Source organism: Streptomyces sp. NPDC050433, assembly GCF_044458565.1.
Classification (GTDB): domain Bacteria; phylum Actinomycetota; class Actinomycetes; order Streptomycetales; family Streptomycetaceae; genus Streptomyces.
In genome coordinates, this window is record NZ_JBITIB010000014.1 from 153,934 (window position 1) to 180,162 (window position 26,229).

Genomic DNA, 26,229 nt, shown 5'->3' on the forward strand with positions numbered 1-26,229 from the left:
AGGTGAGTGTTCGGATGCGGAACTATCTGAAGACCCTGGAATTGGACAGCAAGGCTGAGCCGGTAAGTTCGAACCCGGTGCCGGTGCCGATATCCGCACTTCTTCCCGGCGATTCACCCCGACTGGCCGGGGAGAATCCCGAACATGTGGAGCTGTTGGCGGCGGCGCGCGATCTTCCGCCGATTCTCGTCCACCGGAGCACGATGCGGGTCATCGACGGCATGCACCGGCTCCGAGCCGCCAAGCTCCGCGGCGACGGGACGGTCTGCGTCCTCTTCTTCGAAGGTGACGACAGCGAAGCCTTCCTGCTCTCCGTCCACGCGAACATCAAGCACGGGCTGCCGCTCTCGTCGGCCGATCGCGAGGCGGCGGCCGTCCGTGTCCTCACGACGTACCGTCAGTGGTCGGACCGCGCCGTAGCGGCTGCCACGGGGCTGTCTCCGACGACGGTGAGCGCGATCCGTCAGCGCTGCCTCGTCCCGGCCGCGCGGGACAGCACCCGCGTGGGCCGAGACGGGCGGGTCCGCCCCGTCGACGGTTCCGCCGGCCGGCGGCGGGCGAGTGACGTGATCGCCATGAAGCCCGACGCCCCTCTGCGGGTGATCGCCAGGGAGGCCGGCGTCTCGGTGGGGACGGCCCGAGACGTACGTGAGCGTCTACGAGCGGGTCAGGAACCGGTGTTGACCCCCCGGCGTGGCATCGTCAAGGCGTACGTACCGGCGGCCGACGACGCGGCGGTGCCGCGGCGGGCCGGGGCGGTCGCGGGAATGCCCGCCGCTCCTCGGCGGGGCGAGTGGCACGCGGTGCGGACCAATCTGAGCAGTGATCCCGCGGTGAAGTACGCGGAGAACGGCCGCGCCTTCGTCCGGTGGTTCGACGGCCATGTGGTCGAGCCGGTCGAATGGTGCGAGCTGGTCGACGCCGTACCGCCGCACTGGCGGGATTCCGTCGCCGAACTGGCGCGGTCGTGTGCCGGGGCCTGGCTGGAGCTGGCGCAGGAACTTGAGCGCACGGCGCGGACACGACCCGAATACTCCGGATGAGCCCGACGCCGACGCCGGCGCCAGGCGCTCGGGCGCCGCCGGAATACTGTGGGCGTGGTAGCCAACTACTCCTTCCCCGGCAGGAGTTGATCGCGGCCGTATCCGGCTAAAGTGCAGACATGAGCACAGGACTGGCCAGTGTCTGGGCCCAGGTCAGAGGCTGGGTGATCCCTCCCTCCGTGGCGGCGGCGCTCCTGGTCACCGCGCTGTCCGAGGATCACGTCCATACGGAACTCGACCTGTTCGGGTACATGCTGGTGGTGGGGAGCGGCCTGGGGCTGGCCCTCGGCCGCCGGTCTCCCGTTCTCGCCCTGGCCGTCACCGGGCTGTGCGTACTGGCCTACAACGCGGTCGGTTTCGAGGTGCCCGCAGTCGCGTACCTGTTCGCCGTGTACGCCGCCGTACGGGCGGGCCACCGGGCCATCACACTGGTCGCGAGTGTGGCGGTGCTGGTCGTTCTCCCGCTCGCGGTCATGGTCTCTCCGGGAGACGGGCCCGCGGGTGACGCGTTCGTACAGGCGCGAGGCGTCCTCGAACTGGCCTGGCTGATCGCCGCCGGCGCCGCGGGTGAGGCACTGTGGCAGGCGGAGCGCCGCGCGGACGAGGCGGAGCGCACCCGTGACGAGACCGCCCGACTGCGCGCCACCGAGGAACGGCTGCACATCGCACGGGAGTTGCACGATTCGCTCACCCACCAGATCTCGATCGTCAAGGTGCAGTCCGAGGTTGCCGTCCACCTCGCCCGCAAACGCGGTGAGCAGGTGCCCGAGGCCCTGCTGGCGATCCAGCAGGCGGGCCGTGAGGCGACACGGGAGCTGCGAGCGACCCTGGAGACGCTGCGCGACAACACCGAGACCCCGTCGCAGGGGCTCGACCACCTGCCGGAGCTCGTGGAACGGGCCCTCGGGATAGGGCTGAAGACGACGCTGACGATCGAGGGACAGCGGCACGACGTGCCCGACGCGGTCGACCGGACCGCGTACCGGATCGTCCAGGAGTCGCTCACCAACACCGCCCGCCATGCCGCCGCCACCACCGCCACGATCCGGATCGACTACCGCCCGGACGCCCTCGCCATCCGGATCGACGACGACGGCACGGCCGGTTCGTGCTCCGCGCCGGTGCCCGGGGTCGGGCTGTTGGGCATGCGCGAACGCGTCACCGCACTGGGCGGTCGCCTCCGCGCCGAACCCCGCACCGAGGGTGGATTCACCGTGCAGGCCGAACTCCCCGTGGCGAGGATCTCGTGATCCGTGTCCTGCTGGTGGACGACCAGCCGCTCCTGCGCAGCGGGTTCCGCGCACTTCTCGACGCCGAGGACGACATCGAGGTGGTGGCCGAGGCCGCCAACGGCAAGGAGGGCCTGGCCCAGGCCAGGGAACACCGGCCTGACCTCGCCATCATCGACATCTCGATGCCCGTCATGGACGGCATCGAGGCGACCCGGCAGATCGCGGCGGACCCGCTGCTGTCCCAGATCCATGTCGTCATCCTGACCAACTACGGCCTCGACGAGAACGTCTTCAACGCCCTGCGCGCCGGCGCCGCCGGATTCCTCGTCAAGGACATCCGGCCGGACGACTTCCTCCACTCGGTACGCGTCGCCGCGCGCGGAGACGCCCTGCTCTCACCCTCGATCACGAGGATGCTGATCAGCCGGTACGTCGCGCAGCCCCTCGACGCGGAGGTCGGTACCGGGCTGGAGGAGCTGACCAACCGTGAACGCGAAGCCGTCGCTCTGGCCGCGCAGGGTCTGTCCAACGACCAGATCGCCGACTACATGGTGATCAGCCCGCTGACCGCGAAGACCCATATCAACCGGGCCATGACCAAGCTCCAGGCCCGCGACCGCGCCCAACTCGTCGTCCTCGCCTACGAATCCGGCCTGGTGGCCCCCCGCGGCCGATGACCGCACCGCTCCCGCTGCCGGGCCGATCGAGGCCGGCGCCCCCAAGGGCTGAAGGGAAACTGTTGACCTCCTCGTCGTACGTCGAAGACCCGGCCCCCAGCCACGGCTCGTCGGCGCCCCGGTCCGCCTTCCGCTCCGACGCGCCCGCGCTCGGCCTGGGCGGCAGTTGGCGTTTCCTGCTCTCGCCGTCGGCCGAGGCCGCGCCGGACGGGATCGAACGGGACGACTACGACGACAAGGGCTGGGACGACATCCCCGTCCCCGGCCACTGGCAGCTGGCCGGCCACGGCAGTCCCGCCTACACCAACGTCCGCTATCCCTTCCCGGTCAACCCGCCCCATGTGCCCTCCGACAACCCGACGGGCGATTACCGGCTCTCCTTCGACCTGCCCGACGAGTGGCCGGACGAGCCGGCCGTGCTGCGTTTCGACGGCATCGACTCCTGCGGACGTGTCTGGCTCAACGGCACGGAACTGGGCGTGACCAAGGGCAGCAGGCTGCCGGCGGAGTTCGATGTCGGCCCGCTGCTGCGACCGCGCGGCAATCTGCTCGCCGTCCGTGTCCACCAGTGGTCCGCGGCCAGCTATCTGGAGGACCAGGACATGTGGTGGCTGTCCGGTATCTTCCGCGATGTCACCCTGCTCGCCCGTCCGGCCGGCGGGGTACGGGACTTCACCGTCGACGCCGGTTACGACCATCTCACCGCGCGCGGCACACTGCGCCTCGACGCGGACAGCGGCGTACGGATCAGCGTTCCCGAACTCGGCGTCGTCGGCCTGCCCGCCGGGCAACCCGCCGAGGTGGCGGACGTGACGCCCTGGAGCGCCGAGGAACCCCGGCTGTACGAGGGCGAGGTCCACACCGGGACCGAGCGCGTGCCCGTACGGATCGGCTTCCGCACCGTCACCGTCGAGGACGGCCAACTCAGGGTGAACGGCCGCCGCATCGTCTTCCGCGGTGTCAACCGCCATGAATTCCACCCGGATTCGGGACGCGTCGTGCCCCGCGAGTTCGCCGTCGCCGATGTCGAACTCATGAAACGGCACAACGTCAACGCCGTCCGCACCAGCCACTACCCACCCGACCCGGCGTTCCTGGACCTGTGCGACACCTACGGCCTCTGGGTCATCGACGAGTGCGACCTGGAGACGCACGGCTTCTCCGAACTCGACTGGCAGGGCAACCCCAGCGACGACCCCCGCTGGGCGGACGCGTATCTGGACCGGATGCGCCGCATGGTCGAACGGGACAAGAACCACCCCTCGGTCGTCCTGTGGTCGCTCGGCAACGAGGCGGGCACCGGGCGAAATCTGGCCGCCGCCGCCGAGTGGACCCACCGGCGCGACCCCACTCGCCCCCTGCACTACGAAGGCGACGCCGACTGCGCCTACACCGACGTCCACAGTCGGATGTACGCGAGCCACGAGGTGGTGGACCGCATCGGACGGGGCGTCGAGGGACCCGAGCGGATCCGTGAACTGCCCTTCATCTTGTGCGAGTTCGGCCATGCGATGGGCAATGGGCCGGGCGGCCTGCTGGAGTACCGCGAGCTGTTCGAACGTCACCCGCGTTGCCAGGGCGGCTTCGTGTGGGAGTGGATCGACCACGGCCTGGCCCGGCAGGACGCGGAGGGCCGCGCCTACTTCGCGTACGGCGGCGATTTCGACGAGCCCCTGCACGACGGCAACTTCGTGATCGACGGAATCGTGCACCCCGACCGCACGCCTTCGCCCGCTCTCGCGGAGTTCGCCAAGGTCTTCGAGCCGGTGCGGATCACGGGGGCCGACGGCGCGCTACGCGTCACCAACCACTACGACATCCTGTCGTCGGCGCATCTCGACTTCTCCTGGGTGCTTGAGCAGGAGGGGACCGAGGTCGCGCGCGGCACACTCACCGTGCCGCCGCTCGCCGCGGGCGACAGCACCGACCTGCCCCTTCCCGTGCTTCCCGCCACCGGCGCGGAGAGCTGGCTCACCGTACGGGCGGCGCTCGCCGCCGACACCGCGTGGGCGAAGGCCGGGCACGTCGTGGCATGGGGCCAGACACCCGTCACCGCCGCCCCGGCACTCCCCGCCCCGGCGGCCGGGGCCGCCCCGGACATGACGGAATCGGCGCTGCGACTGGGGCCCGGCGTGTTCGACCCGCTGACCGGGCAGTTGACCGCGCTCGGCGGCCTGCCCGTCGAAGGTCCCCGGCTCGACCTGTGGCGCGCTCCCACCGACAACGACCGCGGCTCCGAGAACCCCGACGAACGGAGCTGGCGGGCCGCCGGGCTGCACCGGTTGCAGCACCGCCTCGTGGGCACCGAACTGCTCGGCGACGCCCTCGTCGTACGCACACGGGTCGCGCCGCCCGGCCTCGGCTTCGGGATGCGCGCCGACTACCACTGGAGCGCGGACCAACAGCGCCTGCGACTGCGCCTGGAGGTCGAGCCGGAGGGCACCTGGCCGTGCACACTGCCCAGGCTCGGTGTACGGATGACCGTGCCCGCCGCCCTCGGCCGCGCGGAGTGGTTCGGGCGCGGACCGGGTGAGGCGTACGCCGACAGCCGCCAGGCGGCCCGGATCGGCCGCTTCACCAGCACCGTCGACGCCCTCCAGACGCCGTATGTCTTCCCCCAGGAGAACGGCAACCGCATCGACCTGCGGTGGCTGCGGCTGACCTCCGCCGACGGGGCGGGCCTGCGCGTGGACGGCGAACCGGCCTTCGCCTTCACCGCGCGCCGCTGGACGTCCGAGCACCTGGCCGCGGCGGCCCACACCACGGACCTCGAACCCGGTGACACGATCGTGCTCAACCTCGACCTCGCCCAGAACGGCCTCGGCTCGGCTTCCTGCGGCCCCGGCGTCCTGCCTCAATACCGCCTCCACCCGGACAGCGCCACCCTCACGCTCACCTTCACTCCCGAGGCCACCCCGTGATCCGGGCACTGTCGGTGCCATGCGCTTGAATCACCGCCATGGATGACTCGGCGCGTATGTGGATCACCACGGTTCCCGGACTGGACCCGGACGGCGGCCCGGTGGTGCTCCTCGGCCACGACCACACCTCCCAGGAGACAGGCCGGCGCATGATCTCGCAGCTGCTCGACCGGGGACACGAAGACGAGGAGGGGGTGTTCTACCTGCTGCCCTTCGACCTGTCCGCCCGCTACGAGCGGGACGGGGATCGGCTCGCGGTCGTCATCTCCACGTCCGGACACCCGGACACCTTGCTGCGCCGCGTGATCGTGACGGATTTCGTCCCGGCCGAGCGGGACGGGGAGAAGCAGCCGGTGCTGCTCATCGACGACGACGGCTCGGCCTCGCTCCCCGAGCTGCTGGCCCGGTTCGCCGAGGGCGAGGCGGGCATCGCCGTCCTCAACGCCGACTGACCACGGCCCCGGCCCGGCGGAGGCGACGTCCGCCGGGCCGCGGGTGGGAGAGCGCCCCGGCCGCCCGCGTCCTGAGAAGCCGTCACCGTGCGGGGGTCGCCGACCCGATGGAGACCGCGCGCGCCCATGCGGGCGGCGAGTCGGGCACATAGTCGGGATCGTTCTCGTCCCACGACGTCGAGGACGACTGCCGGTCGAACAGGCCCACCACCGTCCGGCACGGTGGCCGGGTGTCGGGCCAGGGGGTCTGGCCGTCGGTGAGGACCACGATGACATCCGGTCGGGGTCCCTTACGGAGCGCCTTGGCGAAGCCCGTACGCAGATCCGTACCCCCACCACCCATCAGCGGTATCCCCGCGGCCCGGCAGAGCGGGTGCACCAGCTGGGCCGCCGCGTCGCACGGCAGCACCGTGATCAGGTCCCGACGCCCGCCCACCGCACGGGAGATGGCGGCGACCTCGTGCAGCGCGCTGCCCAGTTCGGCGTCGCTGACCGAGCCGGACGTGTCGATGACGACCGCGACCCGCGGCGGTTTGCGCCGCAGGCTCGGCAGTACGGCGCCGGGCACCCCGGCCGAGCGCCGCGACGGCCGGCCGTACGTGTAGTCCTCGCCCGCGCCCGAGCCGGAGGCCGCCGAGCGGACCGCCGCCCCCAGCAACTCCCGCCACGGCTGCGGCGGATGGAACGCCTCCTCCGCCCACCGCTGCCACCTCTTCGAGACATTCCCCGGACGGGCCCTGATGCCCTGCGCCACCCGGAACCGGACAGCGTCCCGCTCCTGAGCGCTCAGTCCGTGCGCGCCGTCCGCTCCCAGGTCCCACTCCCGCTCCAGGCCGTCGGCGCCACTGCCGCAGTCCAGCCAGGTCACGTTCCGGGTATTCGTCCCGAGCCGGAACTGGCGCAGATAGTCCTCCATCAGCTCACCTGCGGAGAGCCCCAACGACCATGGCCCGACGGCGTCTTCGGGCCTGACCAGTCCGTCGCCGAACACATCGTCGTTGATCTCGCAGTCCGCCGCGATGTTCATCCGCAGCCGTTCCCCCGGCCCGGTCAGCCCGTTGGCCCGCGCGACCCGGTCACCGCGCCCGTGGTGGTCACGGAGCAGGTGCGACACCTCGTGCACCCAGACCCCGGCCAGTTCCTCCACCGGCGTCCGGGCCACGAACGCCGGCGAGACGTAGCACCGCCAGTGCCGGTCGACGGCCATCGTCGGCACCTGCCGGGACTCCACCACATGGAGAGCGAAGAGAGCCGTCGCCATGAAGGGCCGGACCCGAACGGCGTGCAGTCGGGCGGCGAGGAGTTTGTCGAGGTCCAGTCCGGCCGTGGCCGTGCTCGTGTCCGTGTCCGGTGTCATCGGGCGGCCCCGGCGACGGACGCGACGGACGCGGCGCGCGACGCCGCGCGGTCCGCCCGCCGGGACAGCGACACCGCCCCTGCCAGCCGGTCGATCGACGACGGAACGTCCCACTCCTCCTGGCGCAGCGAGGCGAGCGTGGTCGCGGGCACGACCACCAGGTCCGGGGCCCCGGTCTCCATCGCCAGCACCAGGAGCGCCCACGCCGCGTCCCAGCGGGACTTCTCGGGGCGCTCGCGCACCGCCCGTACCACCCCGTCGAGTACGGCCTGGCGCAGGTCACCCCGCTCGGGCAGAACGGCGTTCGCCGGATCGGCGAGCAGCGTCTCGGGGTCCGGGAGGTCCATCCGGTCCAGACTCGCCAGCAGTTCCAGCCCCGGACCGTCCCCGACGGTGCCCCGGACGAGCAGGGACAGTACGTCCCGCGAGGATCCGGCGGCGGTCGCGAAGGCGATGAGGCGCAGTGTCATCTCCCAGCTCCGGGGCGACGGCCAAGGTCCGCCCTGCCGGGTCTCGTTGCTGGGCAGCCGGTGCACAAGCCCGGCGCGTGCCGAGAGCAGCCCGCACACGGCGCGGCGGGCGAAGTCCACGGCCTCCGGCAGCAGACGTGGGTCGAGCCGTGGCAGCGTCGCCTGCGGCCATGTCCCACCGAGGCCGCGTACGACCACCTCGTGGTCGTGGATCCACTGGAGATGAACGAACCGGTTCGCCAGCGGCGGGCTCAGCTCCCATCCGTCGGCCGCCGAGGCGCGTGGATTGGCGGCGGCCACGATCCGCACGTCGGGCGGCAGTTGGAGGGCGCCGATCCTACGTTCCAGTACGAGGCGGAGCAGGGCCGCCTGAACGGCCGGCGGAGCGGTGGACAGCTCGTCCAGGAACAGCAGCCCACGCCCTGCCCGTACGAGCCGAACCGCCCAGTCCGGCGGGGCCATCGGCACACCCTGCTCGGCGGGGTCGTCCCCGACGACAGGCAGGCCCGCGAAGTCGGAGGGCTCATGGACGCTCGCGATCACCGTGGTCAGCGGAAGGTCCAGCGAAGCGGCGAGCTGTGTCAGGGCGGCTGTCTTGCCGATCCCCGGCTCACCCCACAGGAGTACGGGCAGGTCGGCGGCCACGGCCAGGGTCAGTGCCTCCAGCTGGGTGTCGGGGCGCGGTTCGGTGGTCGTGTCGCGCAGCAGGGCCAACAGGTCACCGGCCACGTCGAGTTGGGAGTTCCGGGCAGGGGCGGGCGCGGTGCGTGTGGACAAGTGTCATCACCTTTGGGTTCGTTGGTGAGCGGAGTGAGTGAAGTGAGTGCGGGGCTGGTTGACCCCGTGGAACTGGCGGTCCCGCGTCAGCGAGTGGCTACGACGCGCGGATGCGAACGGTGGTCACGGGGGCGTTCGCCGTGCGGCATGCTGCGGCCGGACCGGGGGCCGGGTCCGACCATGCCCGTCCTGAACAGGCCGTAGGTGATACGCCGTTGGGCAGCCGCCTCCAGCTCGTCCCGCAGCGCGCCGTCGCGCAGCAGTGCGTCGGGGCCCAGCAGACCCTCGACAACGGCCAGCGCACCGGCGACATCACCATGGTCGAGGCGTTCACGGACTCCGGTGAGGCAGTCCGGTCTCCGGTGCGCCTCGTCGATCGCCCGCAGACAGGCAAGAGGGGTACCGGTCAGCGCGGCCAGCAGCTCCTCGCGCCGGATCTCGACCGGGTCGTGGTCCAAGGGCGCCAACACCCCGTCGACCAGGCCGATCCGGTGCCGCGCTCCCCGGCACTCCACGAGGCGCGGCTGCCCGGCCTGTTCCGCGATCCGGGACGGAGCCGGCGGAGAGTGTCCCGGTACGAGCGCCGAGGCGACCAGCGGGTGCAGCCGGTCGACATCGAGCGCACCGGTGTGGATCAGCTCCAGATCGGGCAGCACCCACGTCGCCGCGTCGGGCAGCAGCGGAGGCGCGGGCGAGCGGCCGGTCCTGCCCGCCGGGGCGATCCGCGGCACGGGCGGCCCGGCGCCGCCCTCGTCCGCGACCAGTTCCAGGTCCAGCCGTAGCCGGGACCCGAGCCGCACGGTGAAGGCGCCGCTGGACCGGCCCTCGGCGCGGAGCAGTATCCCGGCCTCGTCCGCCCATCGGTCGACGGCGCAGCCGAGCGCTGGCGGCACCCTCTCCAGCACGTCAGACCCTGGCGCCGAACGCCCCTCGCCGGACGGAGAGTTGACCCCGGCCCGCGCCGTAAGCTCGTCGGTCCTGCGCGCGTCCCACAGATGGCGATGCAGATCGAGCCGGAACCGCCGGTCGGGATGGGGATGCGGATGGCGGCTGGCGCTCGCCCCGGCATGGGATCCGTCCCACAGCGCGAGACTGATCCGCTGCCCGGCGTCCGCCCAGGCGGGCGGAGTCCGGACCACGAGATCCACCGGGCCGGAGCCGGGGTCGTACCGGGCGAGGGCGATGGTCGATCCGGGGCGCAGCAGACCGTCGGGAGCGATCCTCGGCAGGTGCCAGCGCAACAGATCGGGAGCCAAGTGGCGGAGATCGGCCCGGACTTGGGCCGCCAGATCCTGGCCGTACGTACGGGCCACGGAACGCAGACGGAGATCGACGTCGATACCGGCGGCGGCGCACGCCCCCGCCCAGTCGCCGACCTGACGGCGGGCTGTCGCGGTCTCGATCATGGAGGGCGGCACGGCGAACTCGCGCACACGCCGCCAGAAGGAATAGCGGGAATTCCCATTCGCGGTCTCAGTGAGCATCAGCACTCACCTTGCGCGGACGGGTCCCCCAATCTGCAGACGGAGAAAGTAGTCATCGCGCCGACCATAGCGCTCGCCGCCCGGTTCTGTCAGGTCCTCTGCCGATGCCCCCCCCGCATCGGGCTCTGTTGACATGGAGGAGGTCCGCTCGCTTTACTCCTCGCAACGCCGCTGCTGAGCGAGCAGAGTTGAGCTGAGCACACGGCGCCAGAGGTACGCCTAGCCGGTGGACGGGTCCATGAGGCCCGCAAGTCCGGACAGAGTCGCCAGGACACCCTCGGGGGTCCGAGGCGGGGACGTACCCTCCAGCTCTCTGGAGCTCGACTGTGAGCATCACACGTGTCCGTGCCCGCCGGTTCCTCACCGCGGTCGCCGGCCTCACGGTGGCGTTGATCACCCCCCTTCTCACCTCGCCCTCCGCGGGCGCCTCGGCCGCCGCGCCCCCTCCCCCGGTCCATGCCGGGTTCGACTACCAGATCGGCGGCGCGTACCCGCCGCCCGCCGGGGTCGGCGTGGTCAGCCGTGACCGCGAGGACTCCCCGGCGGGCGGGCTCTACAACATCTGTTACGTCAACGCCTTCCAGGTCCAGCCCGACGAACTGGACGAGTGGGAGCCCGACCTCCTGCTCCGCGACGCCAACGGCGACGTCATCATCGACGAGGAGTGGGACGAGGCCATCCTGGACGTCAGCACCTCGGGCAAGCGGGACCGTATCGCGGCGAAGGTGAACGGCTGGATCGACGGCTGCGCGAACAGCGGCTTCCAGGCCGTGGAACCCGACAACTACGACAGTTACGAGCGGAGTCGGGGCCAGTTCGGCTCCTCCGCCGCCATGGCCTTCATCACCCTGCTGTCGCAGCACGCGCACGACAGGGGTCTGGCGATCGGTCAGAAGAACACGGCTGATCTCGCCGAGTTCCGCGACGACACCGGGCTCGACTTCGCGATCGTCGAGGAGTGCGGGGAGTACGAGGAGTGCGACTCCTTCACCGAGTACTTCGGTGACAACGTGATCGTCATCGAGTACACGCCCAAGGGGCTCGCGACCGCGTGCGCGGGCTGGCGGGACACTCTGAGCATCGTCCGCCGCGACATGGACGTCGTGCCCGCGGGCAGCAGCGGCTACCTCCGCCAGACCTGCTGACCACGCTGCCGGACCGGCCCCCCCATGCGGTAACCGGTGATACCGATCGGTCCGTCGGTGGCACGGCGAACCGGTCACGCCGGGCTCGCGACGGCCGTATTGCCCCTGTGTGGCGGGAAGTTGACGGAGTGTGTCATTCCTTCGCCGCGCCGCGCGTCTCGGGGGCCGCCGCGATCTACCTGACGAACCATCCGGGCGCCTCCCCGGCGGCCGTCGCCACGGCGCTGGTGAACGGCGCGACGTCCGACGTCATCACGGGCGTTGGAACCGGCTCGCCGAACAAGCTGCTCAAGCTCGTCCCGTAACACGACGAGCACGCACGACGACCGGGGACCCGGACGGGGGAACGCCATCCACGTCCGGGTCCTTCCGGGTTCTTCCAGGTCAGAAGAGCGCGGCGCGTACGTCGGCCAGCGCCTCGTCGAGCGTGCCGGCGGTGTTCTCGTGCCCGCTGAACCCCTCGTCGTCGGCGGGGTCGACCGTCCATCCCCAGCCGCTCTCCGGGTGCCCGTCGATCGTCGCCGCGTGCTCGCCCTTGGTGAGAGTGATGGAGAGATTGCCCGCCGGGAAGGCGGTCACGTCGGCGTGCGCGCTGTCGCCGAACGCGTGATGGATGGCGTCGCGGGCTTCCTGTTCCGTGGTCATGGCTGCTCCTGGATGGTGAGGGCGGACGGCCGATCGCGAGGCCGTCGGGGATCGCCCGAGCCATTGTGCCTGCGGGAAAACAGGTTTCGGCGGACCGGCAGGTCCGTGGGCGTGGTCTCTGCCGGAGGGGTGACACACGGCCAACTGGCCCTTAACATCCGATGTGTTGACTCTCAGGCAGGTCAAATATGGCCGCAAAGTGCCTAATTGGGTTTTCAGGGTCGGATGTATCCCACGGGATCGCTCGCGGAGGAATGTCGCCATGCGCAAGATGATCGGCATCATGCTCGCATTGCTGCTCGCCGTCGGGGCGGTGGCGACGAGTCCTCCCGCGGCGGTCGCCACATCGGCGGACCGGCCCGGCGCGCCGTCCGTCCGGGGGATTCCGGGCGCGATCGATCTCAGCGCCGACGAAGACCTCGCGGCTTGGCAGCGGCTCCAGTTCGGGATGTTCATCCACTGGGGTCTCTTCTCCGAACTGGGCGGTGTCTGGCAGGGGAAGCCGGTCACCTCCGGGTACAGCGAGCAGATCCAGATGTGGGCCGGCATCTCCGAGGAGGAGTATCTCGACGTCGCCGCCCGCTTCCGGCCCGACCGGTTCGACCCCGCCGAGATCTGTTCGCTCGCCAAGCGGGCCGGCATGCGTTACGTCGTCATCACCAGCAAGCACCACGACGGCTTCTCGATGTTCGACACCGCGACCACCGACTACGACGTGACGGACGCGACCCCCTACGGCAAGGACCCCCTGAAGGCGCTCGCCGACGAATGCCGCAGCCAGGGACTGAAGTTCGGCTTCTACTTCTCCCTGGTGGACTGGCACCAGGGCCACGCCTTCGACGGCAACAACAACAATCCGATCCCCGCCTCGATGGAACCCGTCATCAAGGCACAGATCCGCGAACTGATGACCAACTACGGTGACATCGCCGAGGTGTGGTTCGACATGTCGTCGCCCACCGACGCGCAGAGCGAGGAGTTCGCCGGAATCGTCCGAGAACTCCAGCCGCACGCCGCGGTGAACAGCCGGGTGTGGAACAACAAGGGTGACTTCCGCACACTCGGCGACAACGAGATCCCCTCCGTCGCACTCGACGGCGCCTGGCAGACTCCCGCGTCGATCTACCACGACACCTGGGGCTACCGCAGCTGGCAGGTCCGCGACGACCTGCCCGGCAAGATCCGGGACCTGGTCGCCGGATTCACCGGGGTACGGGCCCGCGGCGGCAACTATCTGCTCAACATCGGTCCGCGCGGCGACGGTTCGGTCGTCGAGTTCGAGGCCGATGTCCTGCGCGGGATGGGCGACTGGCTCGCCCGCCACCCCGGCGCCGTCCTCGACGCGTCCGCCACCCGCTTCGGCGGGCAGCCCTGGGGCGAGGTGACGGTCAACGGCCGTGACCTGTTCCTGCATGTGACCGACTGGCCGGAGTCGGGCGAACTGCGCCTGCCCGGCCTGGCCACCTCCGTACGAGACGTGGCCGAGGACGGGGCGGCGGAACGGCTCGACTGGCGCAGGGACGGGGACGACCTCGTCGTCACACTGCCGCCCACGCCAAGCGACCAGGTGCTCCCCGTGATCAAGGTCGAACTCGGCGGCGAGCTGCGCGTCATCCCCGAACAGACCGTCGCCCTGGGCCGCGGCGGAGCGGCGGCCCTCGGCGCGGCGGACTTCGAGCACGGCTCCAGCTACGCCGACGACGGCAACTACTCCAGCACTCGGCGGACCACCGTGCGCCACACCGCGTACGTCACCGCCGACCGTGCCGGGCAGGTGTCGCTGGCGATACGCGGAGAAGCCCGCCCGGACGCCCTCTACCGGCTCCAAGTCGGCTCGCGGGCACGGCTGGTGAAGGGCGAGGACCTGACCCGCGAGGCCGTCGGCCCCTTCTCCGTACGGCCCGGTCAGGTCACCCCCGTCACCGTCACCCTCGAACAGCCGGACCACGCGGGCGAGGACCTCGGGCTGCGCCTCGACGCCATGCTCGTCGCACCCACCGGAAGCGTCGTCTCCTGGGCCCAGGCACCGCGGCAGCTCACGACTGGCACGGTGACGGACGTCCCCGTCCATGTGACGAACCTCGGCCACAGCGCGGCACAAGGCACCCTGGCACTGCGGGCGCCCGAAGGGTGGACCACGGGCGGGGGAGAGAAGTTCAGCGGCCTGGGGGCGGGCCGTACCCACAGCCTGACCGCCCCCGTTTCGGTACCGGCGGGGACCGCGACCGGCCCGGCCGCCCTCGAAACCGCCGTGACCGGCGGCGGACGACGGGTCCTGGAACTCACCAGCCCTGTCGAGGTCGTCCTGCCCAACGTGGCGCGCGGCAAGGCCGCGACCCAGTCGAGCACGGCGTGGGACGGGGTCGCCGGCCGCGCGGTCGACGGGAACACCGCGGGGGACTACCTGCGCGACAACACCACGACCCACACCGCGGAACCCTCCCGCGAGGCGTGGTGGCAGGTCGATCTGGAACGGTCCCACAGCATCGACACCGTCGAGATCTGGAACCGCACCGACTGCTGCGCGGAACGTCTCACCGACTACTGGGCGCTGGTCTCCGACACCCCGTTCACCTCCGACTCACTGGAGGAGGCACGCACCGCGCCGGGTGTGACCGCCATCCACCGCGAGGACCAGGCGCAACGCCCGACGATCGTCGAACTCGCCGGCGCGAAGGGCCGCTACGTACGCGTCCAGCTGGCATCCCCGACAAATCCGCTGTCGTTGACGGAGGTCGCGGTCAGGGGCGAATAGCCGCTCGCTCACTACTGCTCGGCGACCCAGTCGTACCAGTCCTGCATCCCCTCGCCGGTGGTCGCCGAGACGGTCAGGATCCGCAGGCCCGGATTGACCGAGCGGGCGTACTCCTCGCAGCGGGCGATGTCGAAGTCGACGTACGGCAGGAGGTCGATCTTGTTGATGATCACCAGGTCCGCGGCGGCGAACATGTACGGGTACTTGAGCGGCTTGTCCGTGCCCTCGGTGACGGAGATGATCACGACCCGGCTGCGCTCGCCGAGGTCGAAGAGGGCGGGGCAGACCAGATTGCCGACGTTCTCCACCAGGACCAGCGATCCGGAGAGCGGCGTCAGGGTCGTCAGCGCGTCCCGCATCATCTCCGCGTCGAGATGGCATCCCGCGCCGGTGTTGACCTGGACGACGGTGCTGCCCGCGCGCTTGATCCGCTCGGCGTCGAGCATCGTCTCCTGGTCACCCTCGACGACCGAAACCGGGCGACGGCCCGCGAGGTCCCGGATGGTGCGTTCGAGCAGAGTGGTCTTGCCGGCGCCGGGCGAGCTCATCAGGTTCACCGCCACGATGCCCTGTTCGGCGAGCCACGAGCGATTGGCGGCGGCCAGGTCCTCGTTCTTGGCGAGGACCCGCTGTTCGAGGGTGATGGTCTCGCCGCCGTCGTGCGGATGGGTGTGGGGTACGGCGACGCGCGTCCCGCCGCCCCCTTCGCTTCCGCCTGAGCAACCGCACGTACCGCACATAGGGTCAGCCCACTCTCATGGAGATGATCTGTAGTTCCCGGCCCGACGTGATCTCCACATCGGCGCTCCCGCACGGACACAGCAATACAAGATCGGTCAGGGGGAAGTCCGCCGAACACGCCCGGCAGCGCCCGGTTCCCGCCGGCTGTTCGATTTCGAGCGCCGCGCCTTCCGCGACGGTGCCCGCGGTGGTGAGATCGAAGCAGAAGCGCATGGATTCGGGCACCACGGCGGTCAGCATTCCCACCCGGACACTGACCGTACGCACCGGCCTTCCCGCGGCACGTTCGCATACCGCGTCGACAATGCTCTGCGTGATCGACAATTCATGCATCGGCTGGCCGGCCTTCCCACTTCACCCAATTGGCCCAACTCGCAAGGCGGAACAGGTGGAGCCGCCCGGACGAAACTCGTGTTGACAGAACGCTGAGGCCAATCCTAGATGGTAGCAATGTGAGCGACGCCACACCCATGAGATTCATGGGTATCGGGTGGGCCAATCCCGGAAGGCAGCGGTGCTATGCCGACAGAAGCGGCGAAAAAAGCCGAGGACACGCTGATTCACGTGCTGTGGATCAATGCCGGACTGAGCTGTGACGGGGATTCGGTCGCGCTGACCGCCGCGACCCAGCCCAGCATCGAGGAGATCGCACTCGGTGCGCTGCCCGGTCTCCCGAAGATCGCCGTGCACTGGCCGCTGATTGATTTCGAGTGCGGCCCCACCGGCGGCGCCGACGACTTCCTCGAATGGTTCTTCAAGGCGGACCGCGGGGAACTGGACCCCTTCGTCCTGGTCGTCGAAGGCTCGATTCCCAACGAGAAGCTGCACGACGAGGGTTACTGGTGCGGCTTCGGCAATGACCCGGCGACCAACCAGCCGATGACCACGAGCGAATGGCTCGACCGGCTGACGCCCAAGGCCACGGCGGTCGTCGCGGTGGGCACGTGCGCCACCTACGGCGGCATCCACGCGATGGCGGGCAACCCCACCGGCGCCATGGGCGTGCCGGACTATCTGGGCTGGGACTGGAAGTCCAAGGCCGGTATCCCCATCGTGTGCGTCCCCGGCTGCCCCATCCAGCCGGACAACCTCTCGGAGACGCTCACCTATCTGCTCTACATGGCCACCGAACAGGCCCCGATGATCCCCCTCGACAACGAGCTGCGTCCGAAATGGCTGTTCGGCCAGACCGTGCACGAGGGCTGCGACCGGGCCGGCTACTACGAGCAGGGCGACTTCGCGACGGAGTACGGCTCACCCAAGTGCATCGTGAAGCTGGGCTGCTGGGGCCCGACCGTGAAGTGCAACGTCCCCAAGCGCGGCTGGATGAACGGTATCGGCGGCTGTCCCAACGTCGGCGGCATCTGCATCGGCTGCACCATGCCCGGATTCCCGGACAAATTCATGCCGTTCATGGACGAGCCGCCGGGCGGGAAACTCTCCACGAACGCCGTCGGAATGTACGGGGCGACGATGCGGCGGCTGCGAGACATCACCACGCACACCCTCGACCGCGAACCGAAGTGGCGTAAACGCGGCAAGAAACTCACTACCGGCGCCACCCGCACCTGGTAATACGGCGAATGCCCCATCGGCCACCTGTCCGGCGGCCGATGGGGCACTCACCTGGAAACCACCTGGCAACTCACCGCTCCACGACATCGCGAAAAGGAAAGAAGAGGCGGCCTCATGACGGCGACGAGCCAGGGCAAAGGCGAACTGGTGGAGATGGCGTGGGATCCCATCACCCGGATCGTCGGGAGTCTGGGTATCTACACGAAGATCGACTTCAAGCAGAAGGTTGTCGCCGAGTGCCACAGCACCAGCTCGATCTTCCGCGGCTATTCGGTCTTCATGAAGGGCAAGGACCCGCGCGACGCCCATTTCATCACCAGCCGGATCTGCGGAATCTGCGGTGACAACCACGCCACCTGTTCCTGTTACGCGCAGAACATGGCGTACGGCGTGAAGCCGCCGCATCTGGGTGAGTGGATCGTGAATCTCGGCGAGGCCGCCGAGTACATGTTCGACCACAATATCTTCCAGGAGAATCTGGTCGGGGTCGACTACTGCGAGAAGATGGTCGCCGAGACCAACCCCGGCGTACTCGAACAGGCCAACCGCACGCCGTCACCGCACGCGGAGGACCACGGGTACAAGACCATCGGCGACATCATGCGCTCGCTGAACCCCTTCACGGGCGAGTTCTACCGTGAGGCGCTTCAGGTCAGCCGTATGACCCGCGAGATGTTCTGCCTCATGGAGGGCCGCCATGTGCACCCCTCCACGCTCTACCCCGGCGGGGTGGGCACGGTGGCGACCATCCAGCTGATGACGGACTACATCACCCGGCTCCAGCGCTACGTGGAGTTCATGAAGAAGGTCGTGCCCATGCACGACGACCTCTTCGACTTCTTCTACGAGGCGCTGCCCGGCTACGAGAAGGTCGGCAACCGCCGTATCCTGCTCGGCTGCTGGGGCTCCTTCCAGGATCCGGAACACTGCAACTTCGAGTACAAGGACATGACCGACTGGGGTCGGAAGATGCACGTGACCCCCGGCGTCGTCGTGGACGGCAAGCTCGTCACCACCGACCTCGTGAAGATCAACCTCGGCATCCGTATCCTGCTCGGCTCGTCGTACTACAACGACTGGGACGAGCAGGAGATGTTCGTGACCCACGACCCGCTCGGCAACCCGGTCGACAAGCGGCACCCGTGGAACCAGCACACCAACCCGCAGCCGCAGAAGCGCGACCTGGGCGACAAGTACAGCTGGGTCATGTCGCCGCGCTGGTTCGACGGCAAGGACTACCTCGCGCTCGACACCGGCGGCGGCCCGCTCGCCCGGCTGTGGGTCACCGCGCTGGCCGGCCTGGTCGACATCGGCTACATCAAGGCCACCGGGAAGAGCGTGAAGATCAACCTCCCGAAGACCGCGCTCAAGGGCCCGGTCGAGCTGGAGTGGCACGTCCCACGCTGGAGCAACACCATCGAGCGCAACCGGGCAAGGACCTACTTCCAGGCGTACGCGGCGGCCTGCGCACTGCACTTCGCCGAGAAGGCGCTCGTGGAGATCCGGGCCGGGCGCACCAAGACGTGGGAGAAGTTCGAGGTCCCGGAGGAGGGCGTCGGCTGCGGCTTCACCGAGGCGGTACGCGGCGTGCTCTCGCACCACATGGTGATCAGGGACGGCAAGATCGCCAACTATCATCCGTACCCGCCGACTCCGTGGAACGCGAGTCCGCGCGACACCTACGGGACGCCGGGGCCCTACGAGGACGCGGTGCAGGGCCAGCCGATCTTCGAGGAGAACGACCGGGAGAACTTCAAGGGCATCGACATCATGCGTACGGTCCGCAGCTTCGATCCCTGTCTGCCCTGCGGCGTGCACATGTATCTCGGTGAGGGCAAGAAGCTGGAGCTGCTGCACTCGCCCACGCAGTCCGCGGGCAGTGAGTGACGTGGTGGAGAAGCACACCGAGGAGCCGTCCAGGTCTGAGGAGTGGCGGGCGACCGGGGAGCGTATCGACACCCTGATCGCCGCCAGTGCGGCCGGCGGCGTCGTGGCGCGCGAGCGCAGCGAGGAACTGGTCCGGCTCGTCACCGACTTCTACGGCGCCGGCCTCGAACGCCTCCTCGACCTCGTGCACGAACACGGGCGGCTGGACGACGAGATCCTGGCCGCCCTCGCGGCCGACGACCTGGTGGCCGGCGTGCTGCTGGTGCACGGACTGCACCCGTACAGCGTGGCGACCCGCGTCGAGAACGCACTGGAGAGCGTGCGACCGTATCTCGGATCGCACGGCGGCGACGTCGAGTTGCTGGGTGTCACGGACGAAGGAGCCGTACGGCTACGGCTGTTGGGCAGCTGCGACGGCTGCCCGTCCTCCTCCGCCACACTCGAACTCGCCGTACAGGGCGCGATCGAGGCGGCCGCGCCCGAGATCACCACGATCGAGGTCGAGGCCGCCGAGAAGAGTGCCGCCGGGGCGACGGGCCCCCTGGTGCCGGTGGACGCCCTCTTCTCCCGCCTGCACGACACGGAACCCGTCAACGGCGCCGGCGACGGCGCCGCGGGCGGCTCCTGGGAGCCGGTTCCCGCGCTGCTCGCCCTGGAGTCCGGCCGCGTCGAGCGCTTCATCGCCGGGGACCTGCCGGTGGTCGCCTGCCGGATCGGCCCCGACCTGTTCGCCTTCCGCGACCGGTGCGCCCGGTGCGAGCGCCCGATGGAGGGCGCCACGCTGGCCCGGCGGCTCGGCGGCGGCTCCGGTGACGGGGTGCTGCGCTGCTCCGCCTGCCGCGCGCACTACGACGTACGCCGGGCCGGTGCCTGCCTCGACGCGGAGGCCGACGGGGCGCATCTGGACCCGTTGCCGCTGCTGACGGACGGGGCGTCGGTCTCGGTCGCCGTACCGTCCGCGCCCATGGCCACGACATGAGCGCGCCCACGGGCCGCACCGTGCCCCGTGGCCGCGCCGCGTCCCCGGTGGCCACCCTGCTTCGGGTCCACCGCGAGAGGCCCGAACCGGTCGCCGGGGAGCGCTGCGAGATGTGCGCCACGCCGATCGGCGAGGAGCACCAGCATGTGGTGAATCTGGAGAGCCGCAGCCTGATGTGCGGCTGCCGGGCCTGCTATCTCCTGTTCACGGACGACGGTGCCCAACTGCGGTACCGCGCCGTGCCCGACCGGTATCTGCGCTTCGACGGTCTCCCGCTGGACGCCCGAACCTGGGACGAGCTGCAGATCCCGGTGGGGCTCGCCTTCCTGTTCCGCAACTCCGTGCAGGACCGCACCATCGCCTTCTACCCCGGCCCGGCCGGGGCCACCGAGTCCGAACTGCCCCTCGACGCCTGGGCGGCCATCGTCGACGCCGGCCCCGAACTGGCCGTGCTGCGGCCGGACGTCGAGGCGCTGCTCGTACGCCGCACCGAGGCCGGCGGCGGTGGGCGGGAGATCGTCGCGTCCTGTCATCTGGTCCCGATCGACGCGTGCTACGAACTGGTCGGGCGACTGCGCACCCTGTGGCGCGGCTTCGACGGCGGCCGGGAGGCACATGCCGCGATGGACGCCTTCTTCGAGCACGTCCAGGCCCGCAGCCGGCCTGCCGCCGCCGCGCCGGAGGCCGTTGACGGCGCGGGGGCCGGGGGCGGTCCCTCATGAGCGGCCCCACGGCACCCGGCCTGGAGTTCTCCGTACGGGACATCGTCGCCGAGCCGTACACCGCCACGCCCCAACTGACCGCGCGTCTGCGGATCGAGGACGGCACGGACGAGCGGATCCACGCGATCGTGCTGCGCTGCCAGGTCCGTATCGAACCGCAGCGACGCCACTACGGACCGGCCGAACAGGACGCCCTGCGCGGCCTGTTCGGGGAGCGTGAGCGGTGGTCGGACACGCTGCGGCCGTTCCAGTGGATGCAGTGCCACACGACCGTGCAGGGCTTCACCGGCTCCACCGAGGTCGACCTGGCGCTGCCCTGCACCTACGACTTCGACGTCATCGGCTCCCGCTATCTGCACGCGCTCGGGGACGGGACGGTGCCCATCAGCCTGCTCTTCTCGGGCACCGTCTTCACCAAGGGCGGTGGCAGCGGCGGCGGTTCGGGCTTCGGGGTACGGCAGGTGCCCTGGGACTGCGAGGCGCGGTATCAGCTGCCGGTCGCCGTGTGGCGGCAGATGATCGCGTCGCACTTCCCCAACTCCGGCTGGATCAGACTGGATCACGACGTGCTCGCCCGCTTCGCCGACTTCCGGGAGCGACGTGGACTGATCAGCTGGGACGAGACGGTGACCACGGTGCTGGCGGACGCGCGGGCGCGGGCCGCCGCCGACGAGATCGGTGAGGTGGTCACATGACCCCCGCGACGCCCGTGACCCCGGTCGTTCCCCCGGCGGGGCTCGACCAGGTCCGTACGATCGCCGACGCGGTGCTGTACGAGGGCTACTTGCTGTACCCGTACCGTGCCAGCTCCCACAAGAACCGGTCCCGCTGGCAGTTCGGCGTTCTCGGCCCGCCCGGCGCGGCGCCCGGAAGCTTCGCCGAGGACCCCGGCATGGCGACGCAGTGCCTGCTCGCCGTCCCTGACGAAGCGTCAAGTGCCAAGCCCGAGGTGAGCATCCGGCTCCGTTTCCTCCAGCTCCAAGTGCGCGAGGTGCAGCGCCGGGACGAGGACGGCGGCCACACCCCCGTCGGTGAACTCGACCTGGCCGGCGTGTCGGTCCTCAGCTGGGACGAGGCCGTCGAGTGTGAAATCGACCTGGGCACCGTCCCGTTGGACGGGGAGAGCGGATCGACGGACGAACTTCGGACGGTCCCCGGCGGTGCGGAGACCGAGCCTCTGACGGACGAGGACGGTGCGCCGGTCGGCCGCATCGTACGCCGCCGCGAACCGCTGACGGCCCGGATCCGCACCCGTACGACCATGGACGACGGCTTCCTGCGGCTGTCGGTGTCGGTGGACAACGAGCACGCCGGGACCGCCGCGGACAAGGACGCCGCGATCCGTGCCTCGCTGATCGGCACACACCTGATCCTCCAGGCCCGGGGCGCCGACTTCGTCTCGCTGCGCGAGCCCCCGGACGAGGCGGCCCCCGCCGCCGCCAGGTGTGAACAGCGCAGATGCTGGCCGGTCCTGGCCGGGGCGAAGGGCTCCACGGACACGGTGCTCGCCGCGCCGATCATCCTCTACGACCACCCGGAGATCGCCGAGCAGAGCCCCGGCGCCCTGTTCGACTCCACCGAGATCGACGAGATCCTGACGCTCCGGGTCATGACCATGACGGAGGAGGAGAAGGCGGAGGCACGGGCCACCGACCCCCGTGCGCGCGAGATCATCGACCGCTGCGACACGATGTCGGCGGCCGACCTCCAGCAGCTCCACGGCCTGCTCCGCGACCCGCACGGTCCCGGTCGGGCCCCCGGCCCCCTCGGTGACCTGCGGGACGCCGAACCGGCCGCCTTCGACACCGGTGGCGCGCCCTGGTGGGACCCGGCGGCCGACGCCGCCGTGTCGCCCGACTCCGACGCCGTCGTGATCGAGGGGGTCCCCGTCACCAAGGGCAGCCTCGTCCGCGTACACCCCTCGCGACGCGCCGACGCGCAGGACCTGTTCTTCGCCGGCCAGGTGGCACGGGTGACGGCCGTGCTCTCGGACGTCGACGGCGGCGTACACGTCGCTCTCGTCCTGGTCGACGACCCGGCGGCCGACATGCACGACTGGTACGGCCGCTACTTCTACTTCGCCCCCGACGAACTCGAACCCCTGCCCACCACCCCCGATTCACCGGAACACCGGAAGGAGAACCCCTCGTGAGAATCCTCGGAATGATCACCGTCGGTGCCGCCGCCGCCGTGGCACTGGCCGCCGTCGCCGTCGGCGTGCGGTCGATTCCCGACATCCGCAGGTACGCCCGAATGCGCTCGATGTGAGGGCTGATGTGTCCGCAGGCGTGCTCGTCGCGGGCATCGGCAATCTCTTCCTCGGCGACGACGGTTTCGGCCCGGAGGTCGTACGCCGACTCGCCGACGACGCCGGGGCGCCGCTCCCCGAGGGCGTCCGGGTCGTCGACTACGGCATCCGGGGCATGCACCTCGCGTACGACCTGCTCGACGGGTACGACGCGCTGGTGCTGGTCGACGCCTGTCCGGGCGGCGGCCCACCCGGCGAGCTGACCGTGCTGGAGGTCGGCCCGGACGACCTCGGGGCGGGTGAATTCGACGCACACGGCATGAATCCGGTATCTGTCCTGGCAAATCTGGGCCAACTGGGCGGTACGCTTCCGCTCACCCACGTTGTGGGGTGCACCCCCGCCGACGTCGAGGAGGGCATCGGTCTCAGTGAGGCCGTCGCCGCAGCCGTACCCGAAGCGGTGGCGGAGGTGCGCGCGTTGGTCCGGCGGCTGTCAGCGGCCGGACCCGATCCTGTACCCGCCCGGACCCGGAGGTCCTGATCATGTGTCTCGGCATCCCCGGGCGAGTGGTGGAGATCGTCGAGGGGTACGCGGACCAGCTCGCCCTCGTCGATGTGGAGGGCGCCCGGCGCCGTATCAACGTCGGCATGCTCGACGCGCCCCCGGCCGCCGGCGACTGGGTCCTGCTGCACATGGGCTTCGCGATGGAGATCATCGACGAGGCGAAGGCGGCGGAGGCGCTGTCGGGCCTGGAGATGATGGGCAGCGGAGCCCGTGAGGAGGGGGAGGCCGAACAGCCTCGCGTACGACGCCGGTTCGAGGTGCGCGGTGTCGTCCAGGGCGTGGGCTTCCGCCCGTTCGTCTATGTCACCGCCGCCGAACTGGCGCTCACCGGCTCCGTCGCCAACACCGGCTCCGGCGTCGTGGCCGAGGTGGAGGGCGACGCCGGCGCGGTCGCCGAGTTCGGGCGGCGGCTACGGACCGACGCGCCTGCCCTGGCCGTCGTGGAGTCCGTCGCCGAGACGGAGCAACCACCCGCCGGGGGAGCGGAGTTCGTCATCGCGGACTCCAGCTCCACCGGCCGTGTCCGCACGCTGGTCTCGCCCGACACCGCGACCTGCCGGGACTGTCTGGCCGAACTGCGCGACCCGGCCGACCGGCGGTACCGCCACCCCTTCATCACCTGCACCCACTGCGGCCCGCGCTTCACGATCGTCACCGGTATGCCCTACGACCGCGCGGCGACCACCATGGCGGCGTTCGAGATGTGCGACGACTGCCGTACGGAGTACGGCGACCCGCGCGACCGCCGATTCCACGCCCAGCCCATCGCCTGCCACGCCTGCGGCCCGCGTCTCGAACTCGTCGGCGAGGACGGCGAGATGCTCGGCGACGGGGACCAGGCTCTGCGCGCCGCACGGCAGTTGCTCGCCGAGGGAAAGATCCTCGCGATCAAGGGACTGGGCGGCTACCACCTCGCGTGCGACGCCCGCGACGAAGCGGCCGTCGGCGAACTGCGGCGGCGCAAGCAGCGCGGCGGAAAGCCCTTCGCCGTCATGGTCGCGGACGTCGGCGTCGCCGAGGCGCTGGTGACGGTGACGGACGACGAGAAAGCGCTCCTGGAGGGCGGCAGAAAACCGATCGTCCTGCTGCCGCGCCGTACACCGGCCACCGGCGTCGCCGCCTCGGTGGCGCCCGGCAACCCGGACCTCGGCGTGCTGCTCCCGTACACCCCCCTGCATGTCCTCCTCTTCGGCGTCGGCGACGACACCCCCGGACCCGACGCGCTGGTCATGACCTCCGGCAACCGGTCCGGTGAGCCGATCGTCACCGACGACGCCACGGCGCTGACCGAACTCGCCCCGCTGGCCGACGCCTGGCTGCGGCACGACCGCCCGATCCAGGTGCCGTGCGACGACTCGGTCAGCCGGTTCGTCGCGGGCGCCGAACTGCCCGTCCGCAGATCACGCGGGTACGCGCCGCTGCCCCTCGCGCTGCCCTTCGACATCCCGCCGCTGCTCGCGGCCGGCGCCGACCTGAAGAACACCTGCGCGCTCGGCGAGGGTGGCTACGCCTGGGTCAGCCAGCACATCGGCGACATGGACGACCTCTCCACGGTCGACGCGCTGACCCGCACGGCGTCCCACCTCGGGCGGCTGACCGGCGTCGAACCCGGACAACTCGTGGCCGACGCCCACCCCGGCTACCGCTCGGGCGCCTGGGCCCGCGCGCACGCCGAGGGCCGGGCCGTGCGCACCGTGCAGCACCACCACGCGCACATCGCGTCCGTGATGGGCGAGCACGGCCTCGGACCCGGCGAGAGCGTCATCGGCATCGCCTACGACGGCACCGGCCACGGCCCCGACGGCGCCGTGTGGGGCGGCGAGACACTGATCGCCGGCTACACGTCCTACCGCAGGGCCGCCCATGTGGCGTACGTGCCGCTGGCGGGCGGTGACGCGAGTGTGCTGCGGCCGTACCGGATGGCGCTCGCGCATCTGCGCGCCGCCGGGATCCCCTGGGACGAGAAACTGCCCGCCGTCGCCGCCTGCCCGGAGAGGGAACGCGACGTGCTGGCACACCAGTTCGCGACCGGCTTCGGCTGTGTGCCGACATCGAGCATGGGCCGCCTCTTCGACGCGGTGGCCTCGCTCGCGGGCGTGCGGCACGAGGTGGCGTACGAGGCGGAGGCGGCGATCGCACTGGAGGGCCTGGCCAGATCGGTGCCCGGCGACGCCGCCGTGGGCGCCTACACCTTCGCTCTGCCGGCGGAGCCCGACACCGGTGAGCCGGTCGTCGCCGACCCCGCCCCGGTGATCCGCGCGGTGGTCTCCGACGTACGCGCCGGTGCCCCGCCGGAGCTGATCGCCGCGCGTTTCCACGCGGCCGTCGCCTCCCTCACCGTGGAACTCGCGGAGCTGTGCCGACGGCGGACCGGGCTCGGCGTGGTGGCTCTCGGCGGTGGCGTCTTCCAGAACGCCGTCCTGCTCGAATCCACCCAACGGGCACTGAGGGCAAAGGACTTCACCGTCCTGCGTCCCCGTCTGCTGCCGCCCAACGACGGCGGTATCGCCTTCGGTCAACTGCTGGTCGCCGCCTCCGGCTGACCCGGCGTCAG

At 70.6% G+C, this 26,229-nt stretch carries 22 protein-coding genes and 1 pseudogene; 17 read left to right on the forward strand and 6 right to left on the reverse strand.

Annotation, left to right across the window (positions count from 1 at the left end; all coding sequences use genetic code 11):
- The first annotated feature begins 14 nt into the window (after positions 1-14).
- From ACIBLA_RS19260 to ACIBLA_RS19280, 5 genes are all read left to right on the forward strand, one after another.
- Entirely contained in the window at positions 15-1,043 is a 1,029-nt protein-coding gene (locus ACIBLA_RS19260; RefSeq protein ID WP_399199239.1) for a ParB/RepB/Spo0J family partition protein, read from the forward strand.
- Positions 1,044-1,162: 119 nt separating this feature from the next.
- Positions 1,163-2,293: a sensor histidine kinase gene (locus ACIBLA_RS19265; protein ID WP_399199240.1), complete on the forward strand. Its 1,131-nt coding sequence runs from the start codon at positions 1,163-1,165 to the stop codon at positions 2,291-2,293.
- The gene (locus ACIBLA_RS19270; protein WP_363241986.1) at positions 2,290-2,952 is read left to right on the forward strand and encodes a response regulator transcription factor; all 663 of its coding nucleotides are present in this window, start codon (positions 2,290-2,292) and stop codon (positions 2,950-2,952) included. Before ACIBLA_RS19265 ends, ACIBLA_RS19270 begins: the two co-directional genes overlap by 4 nt.
- Complete coding sequence (locus ACIBLA_RS19275) at positions 2,949-5,873, forward strand: glycoside hydrolase family 2 TIM barrel-domain containing protein (protein WP_399199242.1); 2,925 nt, start codon at positions 2,949-2,951, stop codon at positions 5,871-5,873. The genes ACIBLA_RS19270 and ACIBLA_RS19275 overlap by 4 nt, the downstream gene beginning before the upstream one ends.
- Positions 5,874-5,911: 38 nt before the next feature.
- Positions 5,912-6,325, forward strand: a complete 414-nt coding sequence (locus ACIBLA_RS19280; RefSeq protein WP_399199243.1) for a hypothetical protein — start codon at positions 5,912-5,914, stop codon at positions 6,323-6,325.
- Positions 6,326-6,407: 82 nt separating this feature from the next.
- Here the strand turns inward: ACIBLA_RS19280 and ACIBLA_RS19285 are convergent, their stop codons facing one another.
- From ACIBLA_RS19285 to ACIBLA_RS19295, 3 genes are all read right to left on the reverse strand, one after another.
- Complete coding sequence (locus ACIBLA_RS19285; RefSeq protein WP_399199244.1) at positions 6,408-7,682, reverse strand: VWA-like domain-containing protein; 1,275 nt, start codon at positions 7,680-7,682, stop codon at positions 6,408-6,410.
- Positions 7,679-8,929 carry a MoxR family ATPase gene (locus tag ACIBLA_RS19290; protein ID WP_363241991.1) on the reverse strand — a complete coding sequence of 417 codons (1,251 nt, stop codon included), beginning with the start codon at positions 8,927-8,929 and terminating at the stop codon, positions 7,679-7,681. The genes ACIBLA_RS19285 and ACIBLA_RS19290 overlap by 4 nt, the downstream gene beginning before the upstream one ends.
- Before the next feature lie 86 nt (positions 8,930-9,015).
- The gene (locus tag ACIBLA_RS19295) at positions 9,016-10,413 is read right to left on the reverse strand and encodes a hypothetical protein (RefSeq protein WP_399199245.1); all 1,398 of its coding nucleotides are present in this window, start codon (positions 10,411-10,413) and stop codon (positions 9,016-9,018) included.
- 326 nt (positions 10,414-10,739) lie between these two features.
- On the opposite strand from ACIBLA_RS19295, the gene ACIBLA_RS19300 reads away from it, so the two are divergent.
- Together ACIBLA_RS19300 and ACIBLA_RS19305 are read left to right on the forward strand one after the other, a co-directional pair.
- Complete coding sequence (locus ACIBLA_RS19300; RefSeq protein WP_399199247.1) at positions 10,740-11,558, forward strand: endo alpha-1,4 polygalactosaminidase; 819 nt, start codon at positions 10,740-10,742, stop codon at positions 11,556-11,558.
- A 137-nt stretch (positions 11,559-11,695) separates the two neighbouring features.
- Positions 11,696-11,863: pseudogene (locus tag ACIBLA_RS19305) on the forward strand (S8 family serine peptidase); the annotation flags it as partial.
- Between the two features lie 79 nt (positions 11,864-11,942).
- On the opposite strand, the gene ACIBLA_RS19310 reads toward ACIBLA_RS19305, so the two are convergent.
- Positions 11,943-12,203: a hypothetical protein gene (locus ACIBLA_RS19310; protein WP_399199248.1), complete on the reverse strand. Its 261-nt coding sequence runs from the start codon at positions 12,201-12,203 to the stop codon at positions 11,943-11,945.
- A 262-nt stretch (positions 12,204-12,465) separates the two neighbouring features.
- Here ACIBLA_RS19310 and ACIBLA_RS19315 point away from each other — a divergent pair, with 262 nt between their 5' ends.
- Positions 12,466-14,958, forward strand: coding sequence for an alpha-L-fucosidase (locus ACIBLA_RS19315; protein ID WP_399199250.1), 2,493 nt, complete (start codon positions 12,466-12,468; stop codon positions 14,956-14,958).
- Between the two features lie 11 nt (positions 14,959-14,969).
- Here ACIBLA_RS19315 and hypB read toward each other — a convergent pair whose 3' ends face one another.
- Together hypB and ACIBLA_RS19325 are read right to left on the reverse strand one after the other, a co-directional pair.
- Positions 14,970-15,698, reverse strand: coding sequence for a hydrogenase nickel incorporation protein HypB (hypB, locus tag ACIBLA_RS19320; RefSeq protein WP_399199251.1), 729 nt, complete (start codon positions 15,696-15,698; stop codon positions 14,970-14,972).
- Positions 15,699-15,702: 4 nt separating this feature from the next.
- Entirely contained in the window at positions 15,703-16,023 is a 321-nt protein-coding gene (locus tag ACIBLA_RS19325; RefSeq protein ID WP_363241997.1) for a hydrogenase maturation nickel metallochaperone HypA, read from the reverse strand.
- Between the two features lie 195 nt (positions 16,024-16,218).
- On the opposite strand from ACIBLA_RS19325, the gene ACIBLA_RS19330 reads away from it, so the two are divergent.
- From ACIBLA_RS19330 to hypF, 9 genes are all read left to right on the forward strand, one after another.
- Positions 16,219-17,274: a hydrogenase expression protein HypE gene (locus ACIBLA_RS19330; RefSeq protein ID WP_363241999.1), complete on the forward strand. Its 1,056-nt coding sequence runs from the start codon at positions 16,219-16,221 to the stop codon at positions 17,272-17,274.
- A gap of 114 nt (positions 17,275-17,388) precedes the next feature.
- Entirely contained in the window at positions 17,389-19,161 is a 1,773-nt protein-coding gene (locus ACIBLA_RS19335) for a nickel-dependent hydrogenase large subunit (protein ID WP_363242000.1), read from the forward strand.
- Positions 19,154-20,140 carry a NifU family protein gene (locus ACIBLA_RS19340; protein WP_399199252.1) on the forward strand — a complete coding sequence of 329 codons (987 nt, stop codon included), beginning with the start codon at positions 19,154-19,156 and terminating at the stop codon, positions 20,138-20,140. Before ACIBLA_RS19335 ends, ACIBLA_RS19340 begins: the two co-directional genes overlap by 8 nt.
- On the forward strand, positions 20,137-20,862 hold the full coding sequence (locus tag ACIBLA_RS19345) for a DUF5947 family protein (protein WP_399199253.1): 726 nt from the start codon (positions 20,137-20,139) through the stop codon (positions 20,860-20,862). Before ACIBLA_RS19340 ends, ACIBLA_RS19345 begins: the two co-directional genes overlap by 4 nt.
- Positions 20,859-21,557 (forward strand): DUF6084 family protein, encoded by a 699-nt coding sequence (locus ACIBLA_RS19350; protein ID WP_399199254.1) that lies wholly within the window; start codon positions 20,859-20,861, stop codon positions 21,555-21,557. Before ACIBLA_RS19345 ends, ACIBLA_RS19350 begins: the two co-directional genes overlap by 4 nt.
- Entirely contained in the window at positions 21,554-23,014 is a 1,461-nt protein-coding gene (locus ACIBLA_RS19355) for a hypothetical protein (protein ID WP_399199255.1), read from the forward strand. The genes ACIBLA_RS19350 and ACIBLA_RS19355 overlap by 4 nt, the downstream gene beginning before the upstream one ends.
- On the forward strand, positions 23,011-23,130 hold the full coding sequence (locus ACIBLA_RS19360; RefSeq protein ID WP_399199256.1) for a DUF6893 family small protein: 120 nt from the start codon (positions 23,011-23,013) through the stop codon (positions 23,128-23,130). Before ACIBLA_RS19355 ends, ACIBLA_RS19360 begins: the two co-directional genes overlap by 4 nt.
- 8 nt (positions 23,131-23,138) lie before the next feature.
- Positions 23,139-23,651, forward strand: a complete 513-nt coding sequence (locus tag ACIBLA_RS19365; RefSeq protein WP_399199257.1) for a hydrogenase maturation protease — start codon at positions 23,139-23,141, stop codon at positions 23,649-23,651.
- Positions 23,652-23,653: 2 nt separating this feature from the next.
- Complete coding sequence (hypF, locus tag ACIBLA_RS19370; RefSeq protein ID WP_399199258.1) at positions 23,654-26,218, forward strand: carbamoyltransferase HypF; 2,565 nt, start codon at positions 23,654-23,656, stop codon at positions 26,216-26,218.
- Positions 26,219-26,229: the final 11 nt, after the last annotated feature.